At 67.8% G+C, this 21,366-nt stretch carries 21 protein-coding genes; 15 read left to right on the top strand and 6 right to left on the bottom strand.

The window, feature by feature from the left end; genetic code table 11:
• Nucleotides 1–28 precede the first annotated feature (28 nt).
• Nucleotides 29–1,375: a M20/M25/M40 family metallo-hydrolase gene (locus ACWDPV_RS10180; RefSeq protein ID WP_449742852.1), complete on the top strand. Its 1,347-nt coding sequence runs from the start codon at nt 29–31 to the stop codon at nt 1,373–1,375.
• A gap of 29 nt (nt 1,376–1,404) precedes the next feature.
• On the top strand, nt 1,405–1,950 hold the full coding sequence (locus ACWDPV_RS10175; protein WP_449742851.1) for a YbhB/YbcL family Raf kinase inhibitor-like protein: 546 nt from the start codon (nt 1,405–1,407) through the stop codon (nt 1,948–1,950).
• Nucleotides 1,951–1,993: 43 nt separating this feature from the next.
• Here the strand turns inward: ACWDPV_RS10175 and ACWDPV_RS10170 are convergent, their stop codons facing one another.
• Genes ACWDPV_RS10170 through ACWDPV_RS10160 form a run of 3 tightly spaced genes read right to left on the bottom strand, consistent with a single transcriptional unit; the run spans nt 1,994 to nt 4,589 of the window.
• Nucleotides 1,994–3,097 carry a quinone-dependent dihydroorotate dehydrogenase gene (locus ACWDPV_RS10170; protein ID WP_449742850.1) on the bottom strand — a complete coding sequence of 368 codons (1,104 nt, stop codon included), beginning with the start codon at nt 3,095–3,097 and terminating at the stop codon, nt 1,994–1,996.
• The gene (locus tag ACWDPV_RS10165) at nt 3,091–3,423 is read right to left on the bottom strand and encodes a DUF5703 family protein (RefSeq protein WP_449742849.1); all 333 of its coding nucleotides are present in this window, start codon (nt 3,421–3,423) and stop codon (nt 3,091–3,093) included. Before ACWDPV_RS10165 ends, ACWDPV_RS10170 begins: the two co-directional genes overlap by 7 nt.
• A complete protein-coding gene (locus ACWDPV_RS10160) occupies nt 3,420–4,589 on the bottom strand; it encodes a YncE family protein (protein WP_449742848.1) in 1,170 nt (389 codons plus the stop codon). Before ACWDPV_RS10160 ends, ACWDPV_RS10165 begins: the two co-directional genes overlap by 4 nt.
• A 111-nt stretch (nt 4,590–4,700) precedes the next feature.
• On the opposite strand from ACWDPV_RS10160, the gene ACWDPV_RS10155 reads away from it, so the two are divergent.
• The 6 genes from ACWDPV_RS10155 to ACWDPV_RS10130 all read left to right on the top strand — a co-directional run bounded on the left by ACWDPV_RS10155 (nt 4,701) and on the right by ACWDPV_RS10130 (nt 9,653).
• Entirely contained in the window at nt 4,701–5,543 is an 843-nt protein-coding gene (locus ACWDPV_RS10155; RefSeq protein ID WP_449742847.1) for an undecaprenyl-diphosphate phosphatase, read from the top strand.
• Between the two features lie 32 nt (nt 5,544–5,575).
• A complete protein-coding gene (locus ACWDPV_RS10150) occupies nt 5,576–6,316 on the top strand; it encodes an MSMEG_4193 family putative phosphomutase (RefSeq protein ID WP_449742846.1) in 741 nt (246 codons plus the stop codon).
• 31 nt (nt 6,317–6,347) lie between these two features.
• Nucleotides 6,348–7,037, top strand: a complete 690-nt coding sequence (locus tag ACWDPV_RS10145; protein WP_449742845.1) for a DUF3090 domain-containing protein — start codon at nt 6,348–6,350, stop codon at nt 7,035–7,037.
• 98 nt (nt 7,038–7,135) lie between these two features.
• Entirely contained in the window at nt 7,136–7,933 is a 798-nt protein-coding gene (locus tag ACWDPV_RS10140) for an SCO1664 family protein (protein ID WP_449742995.1), read from the top strand.
• A 99-nt stretch (nt 7,934–8,032) separates the two neighbouring features.
• Entirely contained in the window at nt 8,033–9,277 is a 1,245-nt protein-coding gene (gene mshC / locus ACWDPV_RS10135) for a cysteine--1-D-myo-inosityl 2-amino-2-deoxy-alpha-D-glucopyranoside ligase (RefSeq protein ID WP_449742844.1), read from the top strand.
• Between the two features lie 67 nt (nt 9,278–9,344).
• Nucleotides 9,345–9,653: a hypothetical protein gene (locus ACWDPV_RS10130; protein WP_348803833.1), complete on the top strand. Its 309-nt coding sequence runs from the start codon at nt 9,345–9,347 to the stop codon at nt 9,651–9,653.
• 33 nt (nt 9,654–9,686) lie between these two features.
• On the opposite strand, the gene ACWDPV_RS10125 is transcribed toward ACWDPV_RS10130, so the two are convergent.
• Entirely contained in the window at nt 9,687–10,568 is an 882-nt protein-coding gene (locus ACWDPV_RS10125; RefSeq protein WP_449742843.1) for a PAC2 family protein, read from the bottom strand.
• 50 nt (nt 10,569–10,618) lie between these two features.
• On the opposite strand from ACWDPV_RS10125, the gene metH reads away from it, so the two are divergent.
• Nucleotides 10,619–14,230 carry a methionine synthase gene (metH, locus tag ACWDPV_RS10120; protein ID WP_449742842.1) on the top strand — a complete coding sequence of 1,204 codons (3,612 nt, stop codon included), beginning with the start codon at nt 10,619–10,621 and terminating at the stop codon, nt 14,228–14,230.
• A 103-nt stretch (nt 14,231–14,333) separates the two neighbouring features.
• Here the strand turns inward: metH and ACWDPV_RS10115 are convergent, their stop codons facing one another.
• Nucleotides 14,334–14,681: a hypothetical protein gene (locus ACWDPV_RS10115; protein WP_449742841.1), complete on the bottom strand. Its 348-nt coding sequence runs from the start codon at nt 14,679–14,681 to the stop codon at nt 14,334–14,336.
• 221 nt (nt 14,682–14,902) lie between these two features.
• Here ACWDPV_RS10115 and ACWDPV_RS10110 point away from each other — a divergent pair, with 221 nt between their 5' ends.
• From ACWDPV_RS10110 to hisG, 5 genes are all read left to right on the top strand, one after another.
• Nucleotides 14,903–16,456: a hypothetical protein gene (locus tag ACWDPV_RS10110; protein ID WP_449742840.1), complete on the top strand. Its 1,554-nt coding sequence runs from the start codon at nt 14,903–14,905 to the stop codon at nt 16,454–16,456.
• Nucleotides 16,457–16,572: 116 nt separating this feature from the next.
• A complete protein-coding gene (locus ACWDPV_RS10105; protein ID WP_449742839.1) occupies nt 16,573–16,752 on the top strand; it encodes a hypothetical protein in 180 nt (59 codons plus the stop codon).
• A gap of 7 nt (nt 16,753–16,759) precedes the next feature.
• Nucleotides 16,760–17,437, top strand: coding sequence for an HAD family hydrolase (locus ACWDPV_RS10100; protein WP_449742838.1), 678 nt, complete (start codon nt 16,760–16,762; stop codon nt 17,435–17,437).
• A gap of 6 nt (nt 17,438–17,443) precedes the next feature.
• A complete protein-coding gene (locus tag ACWDPV_RS10095; protein WP_449742837.1) occupies nt 17,444–17,707 on the top strand; it encodes a phosphoribosyl-ATP diphosphatase in 264 nt (87 codons plus the stop codon).
• 71 nt (nt 17,708–17,778) lie between these two features.
• The gene (gene hisG / locus ACWDPV_RS10090; RefSeq protein WP_449742836.1) at nt 17,779–18,624 is read left to right on the top strand and encodes an ATP phosphoribosyltransferase; all 846 of its coding nucleotides are present in this window, start codon (nt 17,779–17,781) and stop codon (nt 18,622–18,624) included.
• A 4-nt stretch (nt 18,625–18,628) separates the two neighbouring features.
• Here the strand turns inward: hisG and ACWDPV_RS10085 are convergent, their stop codons facing one another.
• Nucleotides 18,629–19,468, bottom strand: coding sequence for a thioesterase family protein (locus ACWDPV_RS10085; RefSeq protein WP_449742835.1), 840 nt, complete (start codon nt 19,466–19,468; stop codon nt 18,629–18,631).
• Nucleotides 19,469–19,740: 272 nt separating this feature from the next.
• Between ACWDPV_RS10085 and ACWDPV_RS10080 the strand changes: the two genes are divergently transcribed.
• Complete coding sequence (locus ACWDPV_RS10080) at nt 19,741–21,366, top strand: PE-PPE domain-containing protein (protein WP_449742834.1); 1,626 nt, start codon at nt 19,741–19,743, stop codon at nt 21,364–21,366.

Below are 21,366 nucleotides of genomic sequence, written 5' to 3'. Positions count from 1 at the left end.
CGTATCCCAAATCCCGTAGGAGTGAGGGGTGACCGATGAGCCTTTCGCCCCGCGCGCGGTCGACGAAGTCGTCGATCTCGTCAGTACCCTCATCCGCTTCGACACCAGCAACACCGGTGAACTGGAGACCACGCGCGGCGAGGAGGAGTGCGCCAAGTGGGTCGCGCAGATGCTCGAGGAGGTCGGCTACACCACCCAGTACGTCGAATCCGGTCAACCGGGTCGCGGAAATGTGTTCGCCCGGCTGCCCGGCCCGCCGGATTCGGATCGGGGAGCGTTGCTGGTCCACGGCCACCTCGACGTGGTCCCGGCCGAACCGGCCGACTGGAGCGTTCATCCGTTCTCCGGAACCGTCAAGGACGGCTACATATGGGGTCGCGGTGCCGTCGACATGAAGGACATGGTCGGGATGGCGCTGGCGCTGGCCCGCCAATTCCAGCGCGACGGCACCGTCCCGCCCCGCGAACTGGTCTTCGCCTTCCTCGCCGACGAGGAGGCCGGTGGTTCCTGGGGTGCGCACTGGCTGGTGGAGCATCGCCCGGACCTGTTCGAGGGGATCACCGAGGCGGTCGGTGAGGTCGGCGGCTACTCGCTGACCGTCGACCGCCCGGACGGCTCGGAGAAGCGCCTCTATCTCGTCGAGACCGCCGAGAAGGGCCTGGCGTGGATGAAGCTCACCGCCGACGCCACCGCAGGCCACGGCTCGTTCCTGCACGCCGACAATGCGGTCACCGAGGTCGCCGAAGCGGTCGCACGAATCGGTCGGCACACCTTCCCGCTGGTGATCAGCGATTCCGTCGCGGAGTTCCTGGCCGCGGTGTCGGAGGAGAGCGGACTGGATCTGAGTCCGGACGCACCCGACCTGGAGACCTCGCTGTTCAAGCTGGGCAGTCTGGCCCGCATCATCGGGGCCACGCTGCGCGACACCGCCAACCCGACGATGCTGCGGGCCGGGTACAAGGCCAATGTCATCCCGCAGAAGGCCGAGGCCGTGGTGGACTGCCGTGTCCTGCCGGGGCGTCAGCAGGAGTTCGAGGCCGAGATCGACCGCCTCATCGGCCCCAACGTGACGCGGGAGTGGATCACCCACCTCGATTCCTATGAGACGACCTTCGACGGCGACCTGGTCGATGCGATGAACGCGGCGATCCTCGCCCATGATCCGCAGGCGCGCACCGTGCCGTACATGATGTCCGGCGGTACCGATGCCAAGGCCTTCGCGAAGCTCGGGATCCGTTGCTTCGGATTCGCGCCCCTGCAACTGCCCCGCGAACTGGATTTCGCGGCGCTGTTCCACGGCGTCGACGAACGCGTCCCGGTGGACTCGGTCCTCTTCGGCACCCGGGTCCTGGAACACTTCCTGCTCAACAGTTGATCGATCCGCACTCGAGAAAGGCGCTGCACATGGCGACGTTCGACCCGTACGAGGCCCTGCCGAACCTGCCCACCTTCACCGTGACCTCGGAGAACATCACCGACGGCGCCCCGCTGGCCACCCCTCAGGTCAGCGGCCTGATGGGGGCCGGTGGCGCCGACGCGTCCCCGCAGCTGAGCTGGTCCGGATTCCCCACCGACACCAAGAGTTTCGCGGTCACGGTGTACGACCCGGACGCCCCGACCGCGTCGGGATTCTGGCACTGGGCGGTCGCCGACATCCCCGCATCGGTCACGAGCCTGCCCGAGGGCGCCGGCGACGACGAGGGCAGCGGCCTGCCCGCGGGTGCCCTCACCCTCGCCAACGACGCGTCGCTGAAGCGGTTCGTCGGTGCCGCACCGCCGCCCGGACACGGACCGCACCGCTACTTCGTCGTCGTGCATGCCGTCGACGTGGAGTCCCTCGGCCTGCCCGACGGCGCCACCCCTGCCTATCTCGGCTTCAACCTGTTCTCCCACGCCATCGCGCGGGCGACCCTCATCGGCACCTACGAACAGCCGTCAGAGGATCTGTAGCGCGCCGGATCCCTGGCGCTCCGCGAGACGGTCGCGCCAGGGATCACCGGCCGGCGTCGCTGCCCACCGCGGCGGCGAGGTCGGTGAATCCGCCGGCACGCACACGTTGGGCGATGCCGTCGTGGATCTCCTTGAGCCACACCGGGCCGCCGTAGATGAACGGGGTGTAGGCCTGCAGCAGGTCGGCCCCGGCGGTGATGCGTTCCCAGGCCTGGTCGACGGTTTCGATACCGCCGACGCTCACCAGCGAGATCCGGCCACCCACCCGGGCATACAGGCGGCGCAGCACCTCCAGCGACCGCGCGGCGACCGGGGCGCCGCTCAAGCCGCCTGCTCCCATCGCCTCCACCTCGTCGGCGGGCGTGCGCAGGCCCGCCCGGGAGATGGTGGTGTTGGTCGCGACGATGCCGGCGAGGCCGAGTTCGACCGCGAGATCGGCCACCGCGTCCACGTCCTCGTCGGCGAGGTCGGGCGCGATCTTGACCAGGACCGGCACCTCGACCTCGGCCAGCACCGCCGTCAGGATGGGACGCAGCGCGTCGACGGACTGCAGGTCCCGCAGACCGGGGGTGTTCGGTGAACTGACATTGACGACGACGAAGTCGGCGTGCGGTCCCAGCAGTCGTGCGGAGAGCCGGTAATCGTCGACGGCCTCGTCGACCGGCACCACCTTGGTCTTGCCGATGTTCGCCCCGACCGGCGCGTGGACCGGTCCGAACCGGGTGGTGCGCAGATGCTCGGCGGCCACCTCGGCGCCCGGGTTGTTGAATCCCATGCGGTTGATCAGCGCATGGTCGGCAGGGAGCCGGAACAGGCGCGGGGCGGGATTGCCCGGTTGTGCGCGACCGGTGATGGTGCCGATCTCGGCGAAGCCGAAACCGAGTTGGCCCCAGGCGTTCACGGCGGATGCGGACTTGTCGAATCCGGCGGCCAGCCCGACGGGCGCGGGGAAGTCGACACCGAAGACCGTCTGCCGCAACAGCGGATCATGCTGTGCCAGAAGGCGAGCCGACAGTGCGCGAAGCGGGGCGAGGCCCATGGAGATCCGGATGGTCTCGGCAACGATCCGATGGATCCGCTCCGGTGAGAGCAGGAACATCAGCCGCAGCATCGGTGGGTAGAGATGGCGGTTGAGTCGTGTCAGCATGCCTGTGCGTCCTCGTCTCCGGGGGCCTCGTCGCTCGCGTGTTCGCCGGCCGTTGTGATGGGCCGGCGCGGTGGCTTGCGCCGCTTGAGGAGCACCTTGCGGGTGCCGTCGGAGTACAGGCGCACCCGGGACAGCTCCCAGCCGCCGAACTCGGCTTCCAGCGACAGACGCATCGACGCGGTGACCCGCGTGACATCTGGGGGCAGACGCACCAGGACGCATTCGTAGTCCTCGGAGGTGACCTCCCAGCCGCGGGGATACCGGGCGCCGTTGCGGATCCCGGCGCGCCCGGACGGGATCGGGGCTGAGGCGGGGCGAGCCGTCACGGGGCGGTTCCCGGAGTGGATGTCACCGGAGTGGATGTCGCAGGAGCGGATGTCGCAGGAGCGGATGTCACCGGCCCCGAACTCATGGGCACACTCCCGGTCTGCTGGGCCGGTGGCACGACCTCGATGCCACCATCGCGGGCGGAGAGCACATAGACGACTCCGGTCTTGTCGTCGACGATGAGTGAATCCGGTTGTGCCACAGTCGAAAATCGATGCTTCTCGATGGGTTCGCCCCCGGCCAGGTCATAGGCCACCGCCTCGTTGTTCCCTGTGGTCGTGACCCACAGCAGGTTGCGGGTGTCGTCGTAGTCTACGGCGTAGGGGCCCTCGGGTACGGGGTAGCGGAATCGCATTACCAGCGGCGAGCCGAAGAATCCCAGGATCTCGTTGTCGCGGGTGTTGGCCACCAGGACCCGGCCGTAGTGATCGACGGTGGCTTTGGTGGCGCCGTTGCCGGCCCGCAGTGCCGGTCCGAGATTGCCGGTGGCCAGATCGATCGGGGTGACCGACGACTGCGCACGATCAAGGACGACCACCTGCTCGGAGCCGAGATCGGCGCCGGGCGGCGACACGGTGATCTCGTCGACCCGGACGAATCCGCCGATGTCGCGCTGGACCTTCAGGTCGGTGCCGATGACCAGCACATGACCGTTGCCGGTGCCCACCAGATAGCGGCCGTCGGTGGTGCGTGTGACGGCGGTCGGGTCATCGGTGTCCAGTGGCGTCGTGAGCACGGTGCCGTCCTCGGCGATCCGCACCAAGGAGCCGGGGCCGACGCCCACGAAGGCACCCGGGAATGCGGCGGTCAGGGCCTGCAGCCGGGGAGTGGTGATCGTCGTCGGCGGCGTCGACATGGATGCGGTGTCGAAGCGCAGCACGCTGGTGCCGCCGGGACCGAGAACACCCAGCTTGCTGCCGGACAGCGCCGACGCCGACGCGCCCGCCGGTGTGGGGATGATCACGCCGGCCGGGGTCGCCGGTCCCGCCGGTGCCGGACTCGGGGTGGCGGGGACGACGGTGGCCACGTCGGTGGCACCGGACTGCGAATCATTTCCCGACCCGCAACCGGCGACGAGGAGACCGGCCGTGACCAGGGCGGTGACCAGGGCGGTGGCCTGCCGGGCGCGTATGCGGGAGGGGAGGCGCGGGCGGTCGGCATGCATGGGGTCCATCTTGGACGTACCCGGACGCGCGGACGACGCCGGGGTGAGCGGCGTGACGTCCGCGCACGCGTTCAGCGGCGTCACAGCGACCGGCCGGTAGCATCGGGCGCCGTGACCGACACCATGACGTGGACGCAGTCGATCGTCCTCGGTGCCCTGCAGGGCATCACCGAGTTCCTGCCGATCTCGTCCTCGGGCCATCTGCGCATCGCCTCGGAGTTGATGTTCGGCGAGGACGCCGGCGCCTCGTTCACCGCCGTGACCCAGTTGGGCACCGAGGCCGCGGTGCTGGTGTTCTTCGCCCGCGACATCGCGCGGATCATCGTGGCGTGGTTCCGGGGCCTGTTCGACCGCACCGAACGCGGCCTCGACTACCGCATCGGGTGGTACGTGATCCTGGCCACCATTCCGATCGGCGTGATCGGCTTCCTCCTCAAGGACGAGATCCGGACCGCAGCGCGCAACCTCTGGGTGGTGGCGACGGTCCTCATTCTCTTCTCCGGCGTATTCTGGCTCGCCGAGCGATTCGGCACGCGGCAGCGGTCCATGGAGCAGCTGACCCTGCGTGACGGGATCGTCATGGGTCTGGCCCAGTGCCTGGCATTGATTCCCGGCGTGTCACGGTCGGGTGCGACCGCGAGCGCGGGCCTGTTCCTCGGACTCGAACGCGAGGCCGCGTTCCGGTTCTCCTTCCTGCTGGCCATTCCCGCCGTCCTGGCGTCGGGATTGTTCTCGATTCCCGACGCGATCAATCCGACCGGAGAGGGGATGGAGGCCACGGTTCCGCAGCTGATCGTGGCGACGATCGTCGCCTTCATCCTCGGTTACGCCTCGATCGCGTGGTTGCTGAAGTTCGTCAGCCACCACTCGATGAACTGGTTCGGCGCCTACCGGGTGCTCCTGGGCCTGACCGTGATGGGCCTGTTGACGGCCGGGGTCATCAGCGCGACCTGACCGCGAGGCGCGGGTGTGCCTAAGGTTGTGGGATGACCGTGATCCTCGTCCGCCACGGACGCTCGACGGCCAACACCTCCGGGGTGCTCGCCGGACGTAGCCCGGGTGTGGCCCTTGACGACAAGGGGCGCGCACAGGCCGCCGAACTGGTCGGTCGCCTGACGTCGTGTCTGCCGACCATCACGGCGGTCGCCCGCTCACCGCTGCAGCGGTGCGCCGAGACCGTCGCCCCACTGCTGGCCGCGCTGACGGCCGACGGCCGCGACGTCCCCGAGGTGGTGATCGACGACCTCGCCGAGGTCGACTACGGCTCGTGGACCAACCGCACGATTCGGGAACTGCGTAGTGAGCCGCTGTGGAAGACGGTGCAGCAGCATCCGTCGGCCGCGGTCTTTCCCGACGGTGAGGGGCTGGCCACGGTCCAGGCCCGCGCGGTCGCCGCGATCCGCGACCTCGACCGTCGCTACGGCGGTCCGGACGGGGCGGGTGTGTGGGTCGCGTGTTCGCACGGTGACGTCATCAAGTCGGTGATCGCCGATGCGATGGGGACACACCTGGACTCGTTCCAGCGGATCGTCGTCGAACCGGCGTCGGTGAGCATCATCCGCTACTCCGACGTCCGGCCGTTCGTACATACGGTGAATTCCACTGCCTCGCTGACGATTCCGATGCGTAAGCCGGAATCCGACGATGCCGTGGTCGGCGGTGATCGGGGCACCGATGGGCCCGCCGAAGCGCCGGCGGTGGCCGCGGCCGGCGGGCACCACGGATAATGGCAGTCAACGTGAGATGTGAGGAGGTGTGATGTCCCGAGCGATACATGTGTTCCGCAGCCCCGATCGGTTTGTCGCGGGGACCGTCGGACAGCCGGGGGATCGGACGTTCTACCTCCAGGCGGTCCACGAGTCGCGCATCGTCAGCGTCGTCCTCGAGAAGCAGCAGGTGCAGATCCTCGCCGAGCGCATCGGCGCGCTTCTGGAAGAGATCCACCGACGGTTCGGCACCGCCATCCCACCCGAGGCCGACGACGTCGCCGACCTCAGTCCGCTCGTGATGCCGGTCGATGCCGAGTTCCGGGTCGGGACGATGGGTCTGGGCTGGGACGCCGAAACCGAGGCCGTGGTCGTCGAACTGTTGGCCATCACCGAAAGCGAGTTCGATGAGAGCGTCGTCCTCGATGACACCGACGAGGGGCCCGACGCGGTGCGGGTGTTCCTGTCCACTCTCGCCGCCCGCGAGTTCGCCGCACGCTCCACACGCGTCATCTCCGCCGGCCGCCCACCGTGCCCGTTGTGCGGGCAGCCGCTGGACGCCGACGGGCACCTGTGCGCCCGGATGAACGGCTACAAGCGTGACGCCGAGCTGAGCAAGTCGCTCGACTTCATCGATCCGGAGGTCTTTCGCGGCCTGACCGGGGACGGTCCGCCGATCATCGGCGACGAGTACGGCGAACCCGACGAGCCCGACACCGACCCGGGCGACATCGACCCGTGAGTCTCGGCGACGCCGCGGACCTGCCCGACGACCTCGATCCAACCGGCACGTCGAATTCCGGCGACACGAATTCCGGCGACACGAATTCCGGCGACACGGTGTTGGCGACGGCCGAGTTGACCATCATCGGTCGCATCCCCACCGCGAGTAACGCGACGTTGGTGTGCGACGCGGTGGACGGCGACCGATCGGTGCGGTGCGTGTACAAGCCCGTCCGCGGCGAGATCCCGCTGTGGGATTTCCCGGACGGCACCCTCGCCGGTCGCGAGGTGGCGTCATATCTGGTGTCGGAGGCGCTGGGGTGGGGGTCCATCCCGACGACGGTTCTCCGTGACGGCCCGCTCGGGCCGGGCATGGTGCAACGCTGGATCGACACCCCCGACCACGAGGATCCGGAGTTGTGTGCCACCCGCGTCGACCTGGTGGATCTCGCGCCGCCGGACGCCATTCCGTCCGGCTACCGGTCGGTGCTGCGTGCGCTCGACGGTCGCGGTGAGCCGGTCGAACTCGTCCACGCCGACGATCCGCGCCTGCTGCGCATGGCGGTGCTCGACGTGATCCTCAACAACGCCGACCGCAAGGGTGGGCATGTGCTCGAGGGTCTGGACGGTTCGGTATACGGGGTGGATCACGGGATCTGCCTGCATCAGGAGGACAAGCTGCGCACCGTGCTGTGGGGGTGGGCCGGTGACCGCATCCCCGGTCACCTGATCGCCGATGTCGCAGCCCTGGCCGATGACCTCGAATCCGATGCTTCGTCGGTACGCGACGCGCTGACGGCGCACATCACCGTCGACGAACTCGATGCGCTGATCATCCGGGCGATCATGCTCGTCGAATCCGAACGCATGCCGTACCCGCCGGGCCATCGCCCGATTCCCTGGCCGCCGTTCTGACCGGGTCACCGTTCTGACCGGGTTCGGCGAGACCGGGGCCCGGGCGATATGCCCGAGGCGACGACAACCCGTGAACGCGTACGCAATACAGTGGGGAACATGCATTCGTGGCCTGATCCCACCCTGCCGTCGGTCGCCGGCGCCGGTCCCGCACTCCGCCTCTACGACACCTCGGCGCGTCAGGTCCTGCCTGTCGCAGCCGGCCCGACCGCCACGATGTACGTCTGCGGGATCACGCCGTACGACGCCACCCACCTCGGGCATGCGGCCACCTACCTGACCTTCGACATGGTCAACCGGGTGCTGCGCGACCTGGGTCACGACGTGCACTACGTGCAGAACATCACCGACGTCGACGATCCGCTGTTCGAACGTGCCGAACGCGACGGGGTGGATTGGCGGGAACTCGGATCCGAGCAGATCCAGCTGTTCCGCGACGACATGACCGCCCTGCGGGTGCTGGCGCCGCGCGACTACATCGGCGCGATGGAGTCGGTCGGCGAGGTCGTCGAGATGGTCGGCAAACTGCTCGCATCGGGCGCGGCCTACGTCGTCGACGACGCGGAGTTCCCCGATGTGTACTTCCGCATCGACGCCACCGAACAGTTCGGCTACGAATCCGGCTACGACCGCGCCACGATGGAACGGTTCTTCGCCGAGCGCGGCGGCGATCCCGACCGGGCGGGCAAGCGCGACCGACTCGACGCGGTGCTGTGGCGGGCCGAACGTCCCGGCGAACCGGCGTGGGACGCCCCCTTCGGACGGGGTCGGCCGGGCTGGCATATCGAATGCTCGGCGATCGCGCTGAACCGGCTCGGTATCGATTTCGACATCCAGGGCGGCGGCAACGACCTGATCTTCCCGCACCACGAGTTCTCCGCGGCCCACGGTGAGGCCCTCACCGGCGCCCGGCGCTTCGCCAAGCACTACGTGCACACCGGGATGGTGGGGCTCGACGGCGAGAAGATGTCCAAGAGCCGCGGCAATCTGGTCTTCGTGTCGAAGCTGCGGGAGGCCGGGGTCGACCCGGCCGCGATCCGTCTGGCCCTGCTCGCCGATCACTACCGCGGTGATCGCATGTGGACCGACGAGGTCCTCGAGACCGCGAAGGCCCGGCTGGCGCGCTGGCGCGCGGCCACCGACGCGGCGACCGGCCCCGATGCCGCCCCGATCATCGAGCGGATCCGGCAGCATCTGGCCGACGACCTCGACACCCCGAAGGCCCTCGACGCGATCGACGGCTGGTGTCGCGACGTCGAGCAGGGTTTCGGTCAGGACCCGGGTGCGCCCGGTCGGATGAGCCACGTCGTGGATGCCCTGCTCGGCGTGCGGTTGCGGCCGTGAGGTCACCCGCTCGGGTGAGGTTGGACTCGGGTGGGGGCCAACGCCCGCGGCTTAGTACAGTTTGCGCGTGGCTCGCGTGAAGGAGATCGATCCGAACTCGGCAACCGGGGTGTGGACCGTGCAGACCCGGACCTCGACATATCTCATCGACTTCGACGAGATGACGCTGTTGCGTGCTCCCGGGGTGGGCAGCACCGAAGGCGAGGAATGGGCGGTGAGCACGCTGCGCCGCGACTCCGAGGACATCCCGCTGCTCGGCGTGAAGTCGTGCCGGGTGGGGGAGTCGGCCCAGTTCTGGGTGCGCGCCGCCGACGACCCGGACGTCCGGACCTGGCGGATCACCACCCCGGTCGTGTCCATCGAACGCATCGGCTGACCCGGGCTCCGGGACGGCACACTCGTCGGCGGATCAGCCGCCGAACGCACCCGGACCGCCACGCCGCTTGAGGTACCGCTCGAACTCGGCCGCGAGCGCGTCGCCGTCGATCTTGGCCATCGCCTCGTCGGTGTCGATCTCGGCGTCGCCGCGTTCTTCCAGACCACGGACGTACTCCGCGATCTCCTCGTCATCCTCGGTCATCTCGGTGACGGCCTGCTCCCACTCCTCGGCCTGCTCCGGCAGCGTGCCCAGCGGAACCTCGATGTCCAGGACCTCCTCGACCCGATTCAGCAGCGCGACGGTGGCCTTGGGATTCGGTGGGGTGGAGACGTAGTGGGGCACGGCCGCCCAGAACGACACCGCGGGCATGCCGGCCTGCACGAACAGATCCTGCAGCACGCCGGTGATCCCGGTGGGGCCTTCATAGCGACTCTCGGCCAGGTTGTAACGCTCCGCGGCGTCGCTGCTGTATGCGCTGCCGGTCACCGGTACCGGGCGGGTGTGTGGCGTGTCGGCCAGCAACGCGCCGAGCATGACGGTGGTCTCCACCTCGAGCGCCTGGGCGAGATCGACGATCTCCGCACAGAAGCCACGCCAGCGCATGTTGGGTTCGATCCCGCGCACGAGTAGGATGTCCCGGTCGGCCCCGACGGGGCTGCAATAGGAGATGGACGTGGTCGGCCAATCGATGCGGCGCGTCACGCCATCGACCTGCTTGATCGTGGGCCGATTGACCTGGAAGTCGTAGTAGTCATCGGATTCGATGTCGGCCAGCGGGCGGGCATCCCACATCAGCGCGAGGTGCTCGACGGCGCTGCTGGCCGCGTCGCCGGCGTCGTTCCAGCCCTCGAAGGCGGCCAGCAGGATGGGTCTACGCAGGCGGGGAAGGTTCGACATCTGCTCGGCGTTCACTGATCCAGCCTACGACCGAACCCAAGAGAGAGCGAACTACCCTGAGCACCATGTCCACACCGTCATCGTCCACCGGTAACCACGACACGACCTTGCTGACCGCGATGTCGCGTCGAGTGTTGATCGGTGACGGCGCGATGGGCACGATGCTGCAGGCCGCGGATCTGACGCTCGACGACTTCCTGGGCCTTGAGGGCTGCAACGAGATCCTCAACGACACCCGGCCCGACGTGCTCGAGGGGATTCACCGGGCGTACTTCGAGGCCGGCGCCGACGCGGTGGAGACCAACACCTTCGGCTGCAACCTCTCCAACCTCGGTGACTACGACATCGCCGACCGCATCCGGGAACTGTCCTACAAGGGCACGGCCATCGCGCGCGGGGTGGCCGACGAGATGGGGCCGTCCGCCGACGGCACCGCCCGCTTCGTGCTGGGCTCGATCGGACCCGGTACCAAACTGCCGAGCCTGGGTCATACCACCTTCGCGGTCATCCGCGACGCCTACTTCGAGTGCGTCGCCGGCATGCTCGACGGTGGCGCCGACGCGGTCCTCATCGAGACCAGCCAGGATCTCCTGCAGGTCAAGGCGGCCGTCGTCGCCGCGCGCCGGGCGATGGCCGACCTCGGCCGCCGCATCCCGATCATCACCCACGTCACCGTGGAGACCACCGGGACGATGCTGCTCGGTTCGGAGATCGGCGCGGCCCTGGCCGCGATCGAACCCCTCGGGGTCGACATGATCGGGCTGAACTGCGCGACCGGCCCGGCCGAGATGAGCGAACATCTGCGCTACCTCTCGCGGCATGCGCGCATCCCGGTGTCGGTGATGCCCAACGCGGGTCTTCCGGTGCTGGGTGCCAACGGCGCCGAGTACCCGCTGCGGCCCGACGAGTTGGCGGTCGCACTCAGTGACTTCGTCGGTGACTTCGGGTTGTCCTTTGTCGGTGGCTGCTGTGGTACCACTCCCGAGCACATCCGGCAGGTGGCCGACGCGGTCGGCGAGACCACCAAGGCCGCCCGCCGACCCGCGCACATCTCGGAGACCTCGTCGCTCTACACCGCCGTTCCCTTCGATCAGGACGCCAGCTTCCTGGTGATCGGGGAGCGGACGAACTCCAACGGCTCCAAGGCATTCCGTGAGGCGATGCTCGCGGAGGACTATCAACGCTGCCTCGACATCGCCAAGGAACAGACCCGCGACGGCGCCCACATGCTCGACCTCAACGTCGACTACGTCGGCCGCGACGGTGCCGCCGACATGACAGCGCTGGCCGCGCGGTTCGCGACGTCGTCGACCCTGCCGATCATGCTCGACTCCACCGAACCCGAAGTCATCCGGTCGGGGCTGGAAACCCTCGGTGGACGCTGTGCGGTCAACTCGGTCAACTACGAGGACGGCGACGGACCGGATTCCCGCTTCGCGCGGATCATGCGGCTGGTCGTCGAACACGGTGCCGCCGTGGTCGCACTGACCATCGACGAAGAGGGACAGGCGCGCACCGCCGACTGGAAGATCCGGGTGGCCGAACGCCTCATCGCCGACATCACCGGCAACTGGGGACTGTCCGAGGAGGACATCATCCTCGACACCCTCACCTTCCCGATCTCCACCGGGCAGGAGGAGGTGCGCCGCGACGGCATCGAGACCATCGAGTCGATCCGACGGCTGCACGAGGCGCATCCGGATGTGCACTTCACGCTGGGCATCTCCAACATCTCCTTCGGCCTGAATCCGGCCGCACGGCAGGTGCTCAACTCGGTGTTCCTGCACGAATGCGTGCAGGCCGGACTCGACACCGCGATCGTGCACGCGTCGAAGATCCTGCCGATGAACAAGATTCCCGACGAGCAGCGCGAGGTCGCCCTCGATCTCGTCTACGACCGTCGGGGCGCGGTGGGCACACGCAGCGAGGGTCGCGACGACTACGACCCGCTGCAGAAGCTGATGGAGCTGTTCGAAGGCGTCTCGGCGGCGTCCGCCCGTGAATCACGCGCTCAGGAACTCGCCAGGCTGCCGCTGTTCGAGAGGCTCGAGCGGCGGATCGTCGACGGGGAACGCAACGGGTTGACCGATGACCTCGACGAGGCGATGACACAGAAGCCGCCGCTGGCCATCATCAACGAGACCCTGCTATCGGGGATGAAGACCGTCGGTGAGCTCTTCGGCTCCGGCCAGATGCAGCTGCCGTTCGTGCTGCAGTCGGCCGAGGTCATGAAAACCGCTGTCGCACATCTCGAACCGTATATGGAGTCCACCGGCGAGGACGGCAAGGGCCGGATCGTATTGGCCACGGTGAAGGGCGACGTCCACGACATCGGCAAGAATCTCGTCGATATCATCCTGAGCAACAACGGCTACGAGGTCGTCAACATCGGTATCAAACAACCGATCGCGACGATCCTCGAGGTGGCCGAGGACAAGCGCGCCGACGTCATCGGCATGTCGGGACTACTGGTCAAGTCGACCGTGGTGATGAAGGAGAACCTCGAGGAGATCAATACCCGCGGTCTCGCCGAGGACTACCCGGTCCTCCTCGGCGGCGCGGCGTTGACGCGCGCCTACGTAGAGAACGATCTCTCCGAGACCTATGAGGGCGACGTGCATTACGCGCGTGACGCTTTCGAGGGGCTGCGGCTGATGGACGACATCATGGCCCGCAAGCGCGGGGAGGGACCGGACCCCGACAGCCCGGAAGCCCTTGCCGCACAGGAGAAGGCCGCCGAACGCAAGGCCCGTCATGAGCGGTCCAAGCGGATCGCGGAGAAGCGCAAGGCCGCCGAGACACCGGTCGAGGTGCCCGCGCGTTCGGATGTGGCCGCTGACAACGAGGTTCCCACGCCGCCGTTCTGGGGCACCCGGATCGTCAAGGGCGTCCCGGTCGCCGACTACCTCCAGTTGCTCGACGAACGAGCCCTGTTCCTCGGGCAGTGGGGCCTGCGCGGCGCCCGCGGTGGGGACGGACCGTCGTATGAGGATCTCGTCGAGACCGAAGGTCGTCCGCGGCTGCGGGAATGGATCGAACGGCTGTCCACCGAGGGGATACTCGCGCACGCCGCCGTCGTGTACGGGTACTTCCCCGCGGTCAGTGAAGGTGACGTGGTGCACGTGCTCACCGAACCGAAACCTGATGCACCGGTACGCTTTTCGTTCACCTTCCCACGTCAGCAGCGGAGCCGGTTCCTGTGTATCGCCGATTTCTTGCGTTCACGCGAGGCTGCCATAGCCGACGGCCGCGTCGACGTCCTGCCGTTCCAGTTGGTCACCATGGGTCAGCCGATCGCCGACTTCGCCAACGAACTGTTCGCCAAGGACGCCTACCGCGATTACCTGGAGGTACACGGCATCTCGGTGCAGTTGACCGAGGCGCTCGCCGAGTACTGGCATCAGCGGGTGCGCAGCGAACTGCGCTTCGCCGACCACGCCGGCGACGCCGAGGATCCGGACAGTGCGCAGGGCTTCTTCGACCTCGAATACCGTGGTGCGCGTTTTTCTTTCGGTTACGGCGCCTGCCCTGATCTCGAGGACCGCGTCAAAATGATGGCGCTCCTCGAACCCGAACGCATCGGCGTGCATCTGTCGGAGGAATTGCAGTTGCACCCGGAACAGTCCACCGACGCCTTCGTGCTGCATCATCCCGAGGCGAAGTACTTCAACACATAGGGTGAGTTCGGGGCGGCCCCATCGTGATCGGGGGGCGCTGCCAGAAGATCTGCGCCGTGGATCTCGATGACGGCGCCCTGACTTCCGTCGACGACGAACCCGGTCACCCGACGAAGCCCGGCAGATAGACCAGACCGACGAACCACACCGCCGGCACGGCGACGCCCAACCACACGACGAGCTTGCTGCTGCGTGTGCGCAGCGTGAACAGCGCCGGGACCATCCCGGCGATCCCGGTGAACACGGGCGTGACCGCCGCCCATTGGGCTGCCGGGCAGTCGCTGTCGTCGAGGTCACCCATGCACATCGAACTCATCGAATAGAACAGCAGCGCCAGGAGCACACCGCAGACGAGACCGACGACCGCGACGACGATGATGATCGCCCGCAGCACCCGAACCGATGTCGGTGTGGCCGGCGTCCCGCACCACGTCGCATCTGGCTCCTGCATGTCGTCGCACCCCCGTGACACGTTCCGATCGGGTCCGAGATGTCGGACCTCGCCCGGCTGTCACCGTAGCCCGAGATCCGCGACGGACCGTGTCCCACCGGGTAGAGCATTCGCCTGATCGACCGTCCGGCGGACGCCGATCGCACAGGCGAATCCGGGTCGCCGCCACCTGACAGCCGCCACCCATCGAGTTCCCAGCTTCGCCGGTCAGTCTTGATGCCATGACCTCTGTGACCCTCACACCGGTCGGCGCCGACGGCGACGATCACGACACCGACGATCACGGCAGCAGTGAGTGCGCCCCGGCCTCCGCGGCGCATCCGGCTCGTTGGGTGCGCTGGAGCGTCCTCGCCGCCCTCGTGGTGGTGGCCGCGCTGGTGCGTTGGCACTTCATCGACATGGAAACCATGGACTACCGGGCGTTCCTCAGCCGGTGGTACGAGACGCTCGACACGCAGGGCTTCTCCGCGTTCAAGGAGCGCTTCGCCGATTACAACTATCCGTATCTGTACCTGATCTGGCTGCTGACCGTCGTCAAGGCGCCGTCGCTGATCGGCATCAAGGCGTTGTCGATGGTTTTCGACCTCGTCCTGGCGTTCTTCGCCTACCGGATCGTGGGTCTGCGAACCCCACGATTCTGGTTGCGTGCCTTGGCCTTCGGCGTGATGCTGCTGCTCCCGTCGGTGATCGCGAACAGTGCCTACTGGGGTCAGGCCGACGCCATCTACTCGGCGTTCGCGCTGGGCGGGGTGTATTTCCTGCTCCGCGCCCAACGTGAGGGGATCACCCATCGCTCGTACGTGATGAACTCGACGTGGGCCTGCGTGTTCTTCGGTCTGTCGCTCTCGTTCAAGCTGCAGGCGGTCTTCGTCCTGCCGGTGCTGATCTGGCTGCTGCTGCGGCGGCGACTGCCCTGGTACACCCTGCTCGCCATTCCGGCGGTGTTCTTGGCGCTCGACGTTCCCGCCATCCTCGGCGGCGCGCCGTGGCGCGAGGCCTTGTCGGTCTATCTGGATCAGACCGACTCCTACAAGCAGCTCACATTGGGCGCGGCGAACCTGTATCAGCTCATCCCGATCTCCGGGGATGCGACGTGGTTGGCGCATCTCGGTATCGGGATGGCGGCCGCGGTGATCGTGGTCTTCCTCGCCTGGTCGCTGTGGAAGAAGCCTCCGGTGACGCCCGCCGCCACCCTGGTGGTGGCCACCGCCAGCGCCGTCATCGTGCCCTTCCTGCTGCCCGCGATGCACGACCGCTACTTCTATACCGCCGAGATTCTCAGCGTGGTGATGGCGTTCTACCTGCCCCTGCGATTCATGATCATCCCGGTGCTCGTCCAGGCCGCGGCCATCGGTGTGTATCACTCGTCGCTGTCCGGTGACCAGGGTCAGGGATTCGGTGGGGGCGCCGGCCGCGGATTCGGTGGTGGACAACAGGCCGGCGGACCACAGGGCGGCGGCACCGGTGGAACCGGTGGCGCGCCGAATATTCCGGGCGGCAACGGTTCCGGCGCAACACCACCGACCGGTGGTCCGGGTGGTGGCGCAAGTCCGGGTGATTCGCCGTCCGGAGCCGGACAGTCTCACGGGGGGCAGGGCGGCGCCATGGGGGGCGATCGCGGTGGATCGGGCGGCTACACCTCCGGTCGTGGCGACACCGAACTCGGCGTCTACGCCACCATGATGGGTTTGGCGGCCCTCGGTCTGGTCTATGCGGTGATCGACACCTTCCGCCGTATGCGGCCGACGCGCTCGGCCGGTGATCCCGGAGAGTGACATCGTGTCCTTCGACGAAGCGGCAGGGCCCGAAGTCTCCGCCATCCACCTCTGGTGATTGTTGGCGTGAGAAACGGCCGCGATCGGCTGGTGAACAGATCGACGAGGAGGCTCGAATGGCTGATCCGGAACGGCTCGGAATCGTCGTCGCCGGTGATCATCACGCGGATGCCGCCCGGATGCCGCCCGGATGCCGCACGGGCGCCCGCCGAGCCGACCCGGCGCCGCCGCCCTCGGTGACGGCTGTCACGGTGGCGGCCACCGGATTCGCATCGCGGGCCGACGGTCGGCGATGATGCGGTGGTGAGCAGCACCGCCTTCCGTCCCGCCGCCGTCTTCTGGGATATGGACGGCACCCTGCTCGACTCGGAAAGACTGTGGGACATCGCCGTCGCCGAGTTGTCGGAGCGGCACGGCTTCGTCATGACTCCCGAGGTGCGTGAGTCGACGCTGGGCAACTCCATGGCCGACGCACTCGACAAGGTCTATGACGCGGCCGGAGTACCGCCCGCCGCTCGTCGACACGCACTCGACGAGCGATGGTTGCTCGACCGAGTCGGTGAGCTCTTTGCCGAGGACCTACCGTGGCGGCCCGGAGCACTCGAGGCGCTCGACCTGCTGGCCGCCGCCGGAATTCCGATGGCACTGGTGACCAATACGGTGCGTGAGCTGACCGAACAGGCCCTGGACACCCTCGGCCGCCATTTCTTCACGGCCACGGTGTGTGGTGACGAGGTCGCGGTGGGCAAGCCTGCACCCGACCCGTACCGGCGCGCTGCGACGCTGCTCGGCGTCGATCCGATGCGGTGTCGCGCCGTCGAGGATTCGCCGACCGGCACCGAGTCGGCCATCGCGGCCGGTTGCCACACCTTGGTGGTGCCGTCGACGGCCGAGGTGCCGGCCGGTCCACGTCGGTCCTTCCGCTCGACGCTGGTCGGCCTGACCCTCGCCGAACTCGAACTTGCGGACATGCGAGGATAGGAACTCGTGAAAACCTTCGAGGAGCTGTTCGCCGAGTTGAGCGACAAGGCGCAGTCCCGTCCGGCCGGCAGTGGCACCGTTGCCGCGCTGGACTCGGGGATCCACACCCTCGGCAAGAAGATCATCGAAGAGGCCGGCGAGGTCTGGCTGGCGGCCGAACACGAGTCCGACGAGTCCCTGGGCGAGGAGATCTCCCAGCTCCTCTATTGGCTGCAGGTGATGATGATCAAACGGGGCCTGACGCTCGCGGACGTGTACCGCCATCTGTAGGCCGCGGCCTACCCCCGGTCGCGGCCCTACGCACCCGCCGTCCCCACCCGATCGATCACTGGAGTCATCCGATGCTGCGAGTCGCAGTACCCAACAAGGGCGCCCTGTCCGAATCCGCCGCCGCCATCCTGGCCGAGGCCGGCTACCGCAAACGTACCGATGCCAAGGACCTGACCGTCCTCGACAACAACAACGACGTCGAGTTCTTCTTCCTGCGTCCCAAGGACATCGCCATCTACGTCGGGGCGGGCACCCTCGATGTCGGCATCACCGGCCGCGACCTCGCCCGCGACTCGGGCGCCGAGGTCGACGAACAGATCTCGATGGGATTCGGTTCGTCGACCTTCCGCTACGCCGCGCCAGCCGACCAGGCGTGGACCGTCGAGGATCTCGCCGGCAAACGCATCGCGACCTCGTACCCGAATCTGGTCCGCGCCGACCTGGCCGCCCGCGGCATGACCGCCGACATCATCCGGCTCGACGGTGCGGTGGAGATCTCCATCCAGCTCGGTGTCGCCGACGCCATCGCCGACGTCGTCGGGTCCGGGCGCACACTGCGCCAGCACGGTCTCGTGGCCTTCGGCGAGTCGCTGTGCGACTCCGAGGGGGTGCTGATCAGTCGTGCCGGTGCCGAGGTCGACAAGGCCGCACGGCAGTTCATCAAGCGCGTGCAGGGAGTGGTGTTCGGTCAGCAGTACGTGATGATCGACTACGACTGCCCGCGGGCCATTCTCGATCAGGCCAGTGCCCTGACGCCGGGCCTGGAATCGCCGACCGTCGCGCCGATGGCCGATCCCGACTGGGTGGCCGTCCGTGCCATGGTGCCGCGCCGCAATCACCAGAACCTGATGGACGAACTCTCCGAACTCGGGGCCCGCGCCATCCTCGCCTCCGACATCCGGTCCTGCCGCTTCTGAGGTCTCAGCGACCGTCGAGCAGCACTGTCTGCGCCGACCGGCCGATGAACCCGTCGACGTCGTACAGCTCGGCGAAAGTGGCCCCGAATCCGTCCGGCCCTGTCGCCAGGTGGGCGTCGATCCCCAGCCACATGCCGTGCGGGATCGCCGAGAAGTGCACGGTGGTGTCGGTGTTCATCCACGTCCACTGATCGGGCCGTAGGCGTGTGCCGACCCCGTTGGCGACGTCGACGACCGTCATCTGGGCCTCGAGGTCGGTGATCGTCTCGCCCTCCACCAGATCGATCGCAGGGCGCAGCCAGACTGCCGGAGTGTCACCGAAACGACCCGGCGCAACGGCCGTCTCGACGGTGCCGATGAAGCCGGCGGTGCCCCAGTCGACGCCCAGTGAACTGTCCGAGGTGACGCCGGTTGTCGTGCCCAGTTCCTCGGGGAGCGGCCGCAATTGCGCGAACGGCTGCTGACTGATCGACGACGTGTCCCCGGTGCGCAGGCGCCAGGCGACGGCGCGTGCGGCGACCCGGAAACTGCCGTCTGGCTGCTGCACCTCCAGATCGGCGCCGACCATGCTGATCCGGCGTCCCGGGCGCAACACCCGTGAGCTGACGCGGTTGAGGCCGAGCCCGACCGCACCGACGATCTCGGTGGTCACCCGGGTGACGTGCAGTGACGGGTCGGGGGACACGCGTTCCAGCGCCCGCATCAACAGTCCGGTGGGTGGCCCGCCGTGCTGGATGTCGTTCGACCACGGACTGATGGTGGCCTCGGTGGGGCGGAAGTATTCGCGGCCCGAATCGCGATCGTCGGCGGGCGGGACCTCGGGAAGGTAGTACGCGGTATCCACCCGAGCGACTCTATGACACTGTGCATAGCCCGCCGCGCTCGGCCGTGTCGCCCACTTTGGGGACCTGGTCATTCGAACGGGGTGACCTGTTCCTTCGTTCAGACGAATTCACTGAATGCGCTCGTCGTGCGGCTGGTTAAACGTCCATGATGAATCCGGTTCGCCAGTGGCCATCGCGTGATGACGATCCCACAGCCACGTCACAGGGATCGATGCGTCGCTTGCCGCCATGGATGACCAGCCCCGTCCAGGCATGCCAGAGGGAGAAGTTCGTGTACGCAATTCGAAGGGCCGTCGGCACCACAGCCGTCGGTTGCGCACTGTGTGTGGGAGCCGTGGTTCCCACGGCGTTGTCGGCGACCGTTGCCCAAGCGGGTGCCTTGTCCACGGAGACGCAGCAGACGATCTACGCACTCACCGACGACGGGGTCTTCCGTCCTGCCGAGGCCGAAGACGGAATCAGCCGAGATCTGCTGGGGTCGGCGCCCTACGGGGCGAGCGCGGATGCGATCCTCGTCGTCACGCCGGGCACCGATGACGGCACCCTCTATCCCCGGATCCGGGAACTCCGGGCGGGCCGGACCACGCTCATCATCGATTACCCGGAAGCGTTGGCGCCCTTGGTGTCCGGCCGCTCGGATGCGGCCCTGTCGATCTTCGCTCCGTCCTACGACGAGTCCCGCGACATCGCCGTCGACGGGAACGTGGCGGTCATGCATGCCTTCGCCACGCAGCAGGGGGACCGTCCGTACGTCGTCTACACCGGGTACTCACAGGGTGCCGAGGCCCTCGGCAACGCCGCCGAGCAGGCGGTCGCGCAGAACGGGGATGGCACCGGAATCGACGTCGAGAACTCTCGGCTGCTGCTCATCTCCGATCCACGCAGTCCGTGGGGTCTGAAGGCCTGGGCAGCCGACTACCCGGTGATCGGCGGACTGTTCGAACTGTTCGGCGCCGAGTCGAACGGTGCGCGCGATCCCGGTGCGTCCGACGGCCTCCAGGTGACCTCGGTGATCGTCGTCGGCGACCCGGTCAGCAACTTCCAGTGGGTCTGGTATCGACCGATCAGTTCGCTACTGGTCGACGGCGCGGGCTTCATCGCCATCCATTCGGGTTTGGGGGAGGAGAACTACGGCAATCTGATCGCCTACGACACGCCGCCGACCATCCTGCACAGCACCGACGGCAACACCACCTACGTCGTCTACACGCCGAAACACCATCCGCTGACCATGGTCGCGATGATGCTCAACGACGCCGTCGGCATCACCTACGACGGCGACGATGTCGAGCGGTGGGACGCGGTCAACAATGCCTTCTATCCGCTGCAGGCACCCAGCGCCGACACCGCCGCGGTCCCGGTCGAGGACGGGCCACAGCCATCTGCGCCGGCTCCGTTGGTCGCGGCGCGTACCTGGTCCGCGGTGGAGACCGAGGGTGATGGCTCGGAGGTCGGGACCGGAGACGACGGATCATCGATCGTCCCGGAGACACCCGACGGCACACCCAGGGTGGTGACCCCGCAACCCACCACCGAGGTCACACCGCAGGCAGGCGTCGAGGTCACCCGGCAATCCCCGGCACCGCCGACGACCCAGGCACCGGTGACCACCGAGACATCGGAGGGCACCGAAACGTCGGAGGGGACAGAAACATCGGAGAGCACCGAGCCGTCGGTGACGACCGAAACACCGACCCAGACCTCGGTTCCCACCGGCGGTCGCCACCGCGCGCCGGTGACGACCGATGCGTCGGCGGGTGCCGGTGCGCCCGAATCCGTCGACAGCGCCGGTGGTGGTCGGCATCGGCTGCAGGGCAGCGGGCGGCACTCGACCGACGGTCAGGCACCGTCGGCCGGCGGCGACGCAGCGGACTCGACGCAGGCCCCCGCGGCGTGA

The organism is Gordonia sp. NPDC003504, from assembly GCF_053587995.1.
This window is presented reverse-complemented; position numbering and strand designations above follow the sequence as displayed.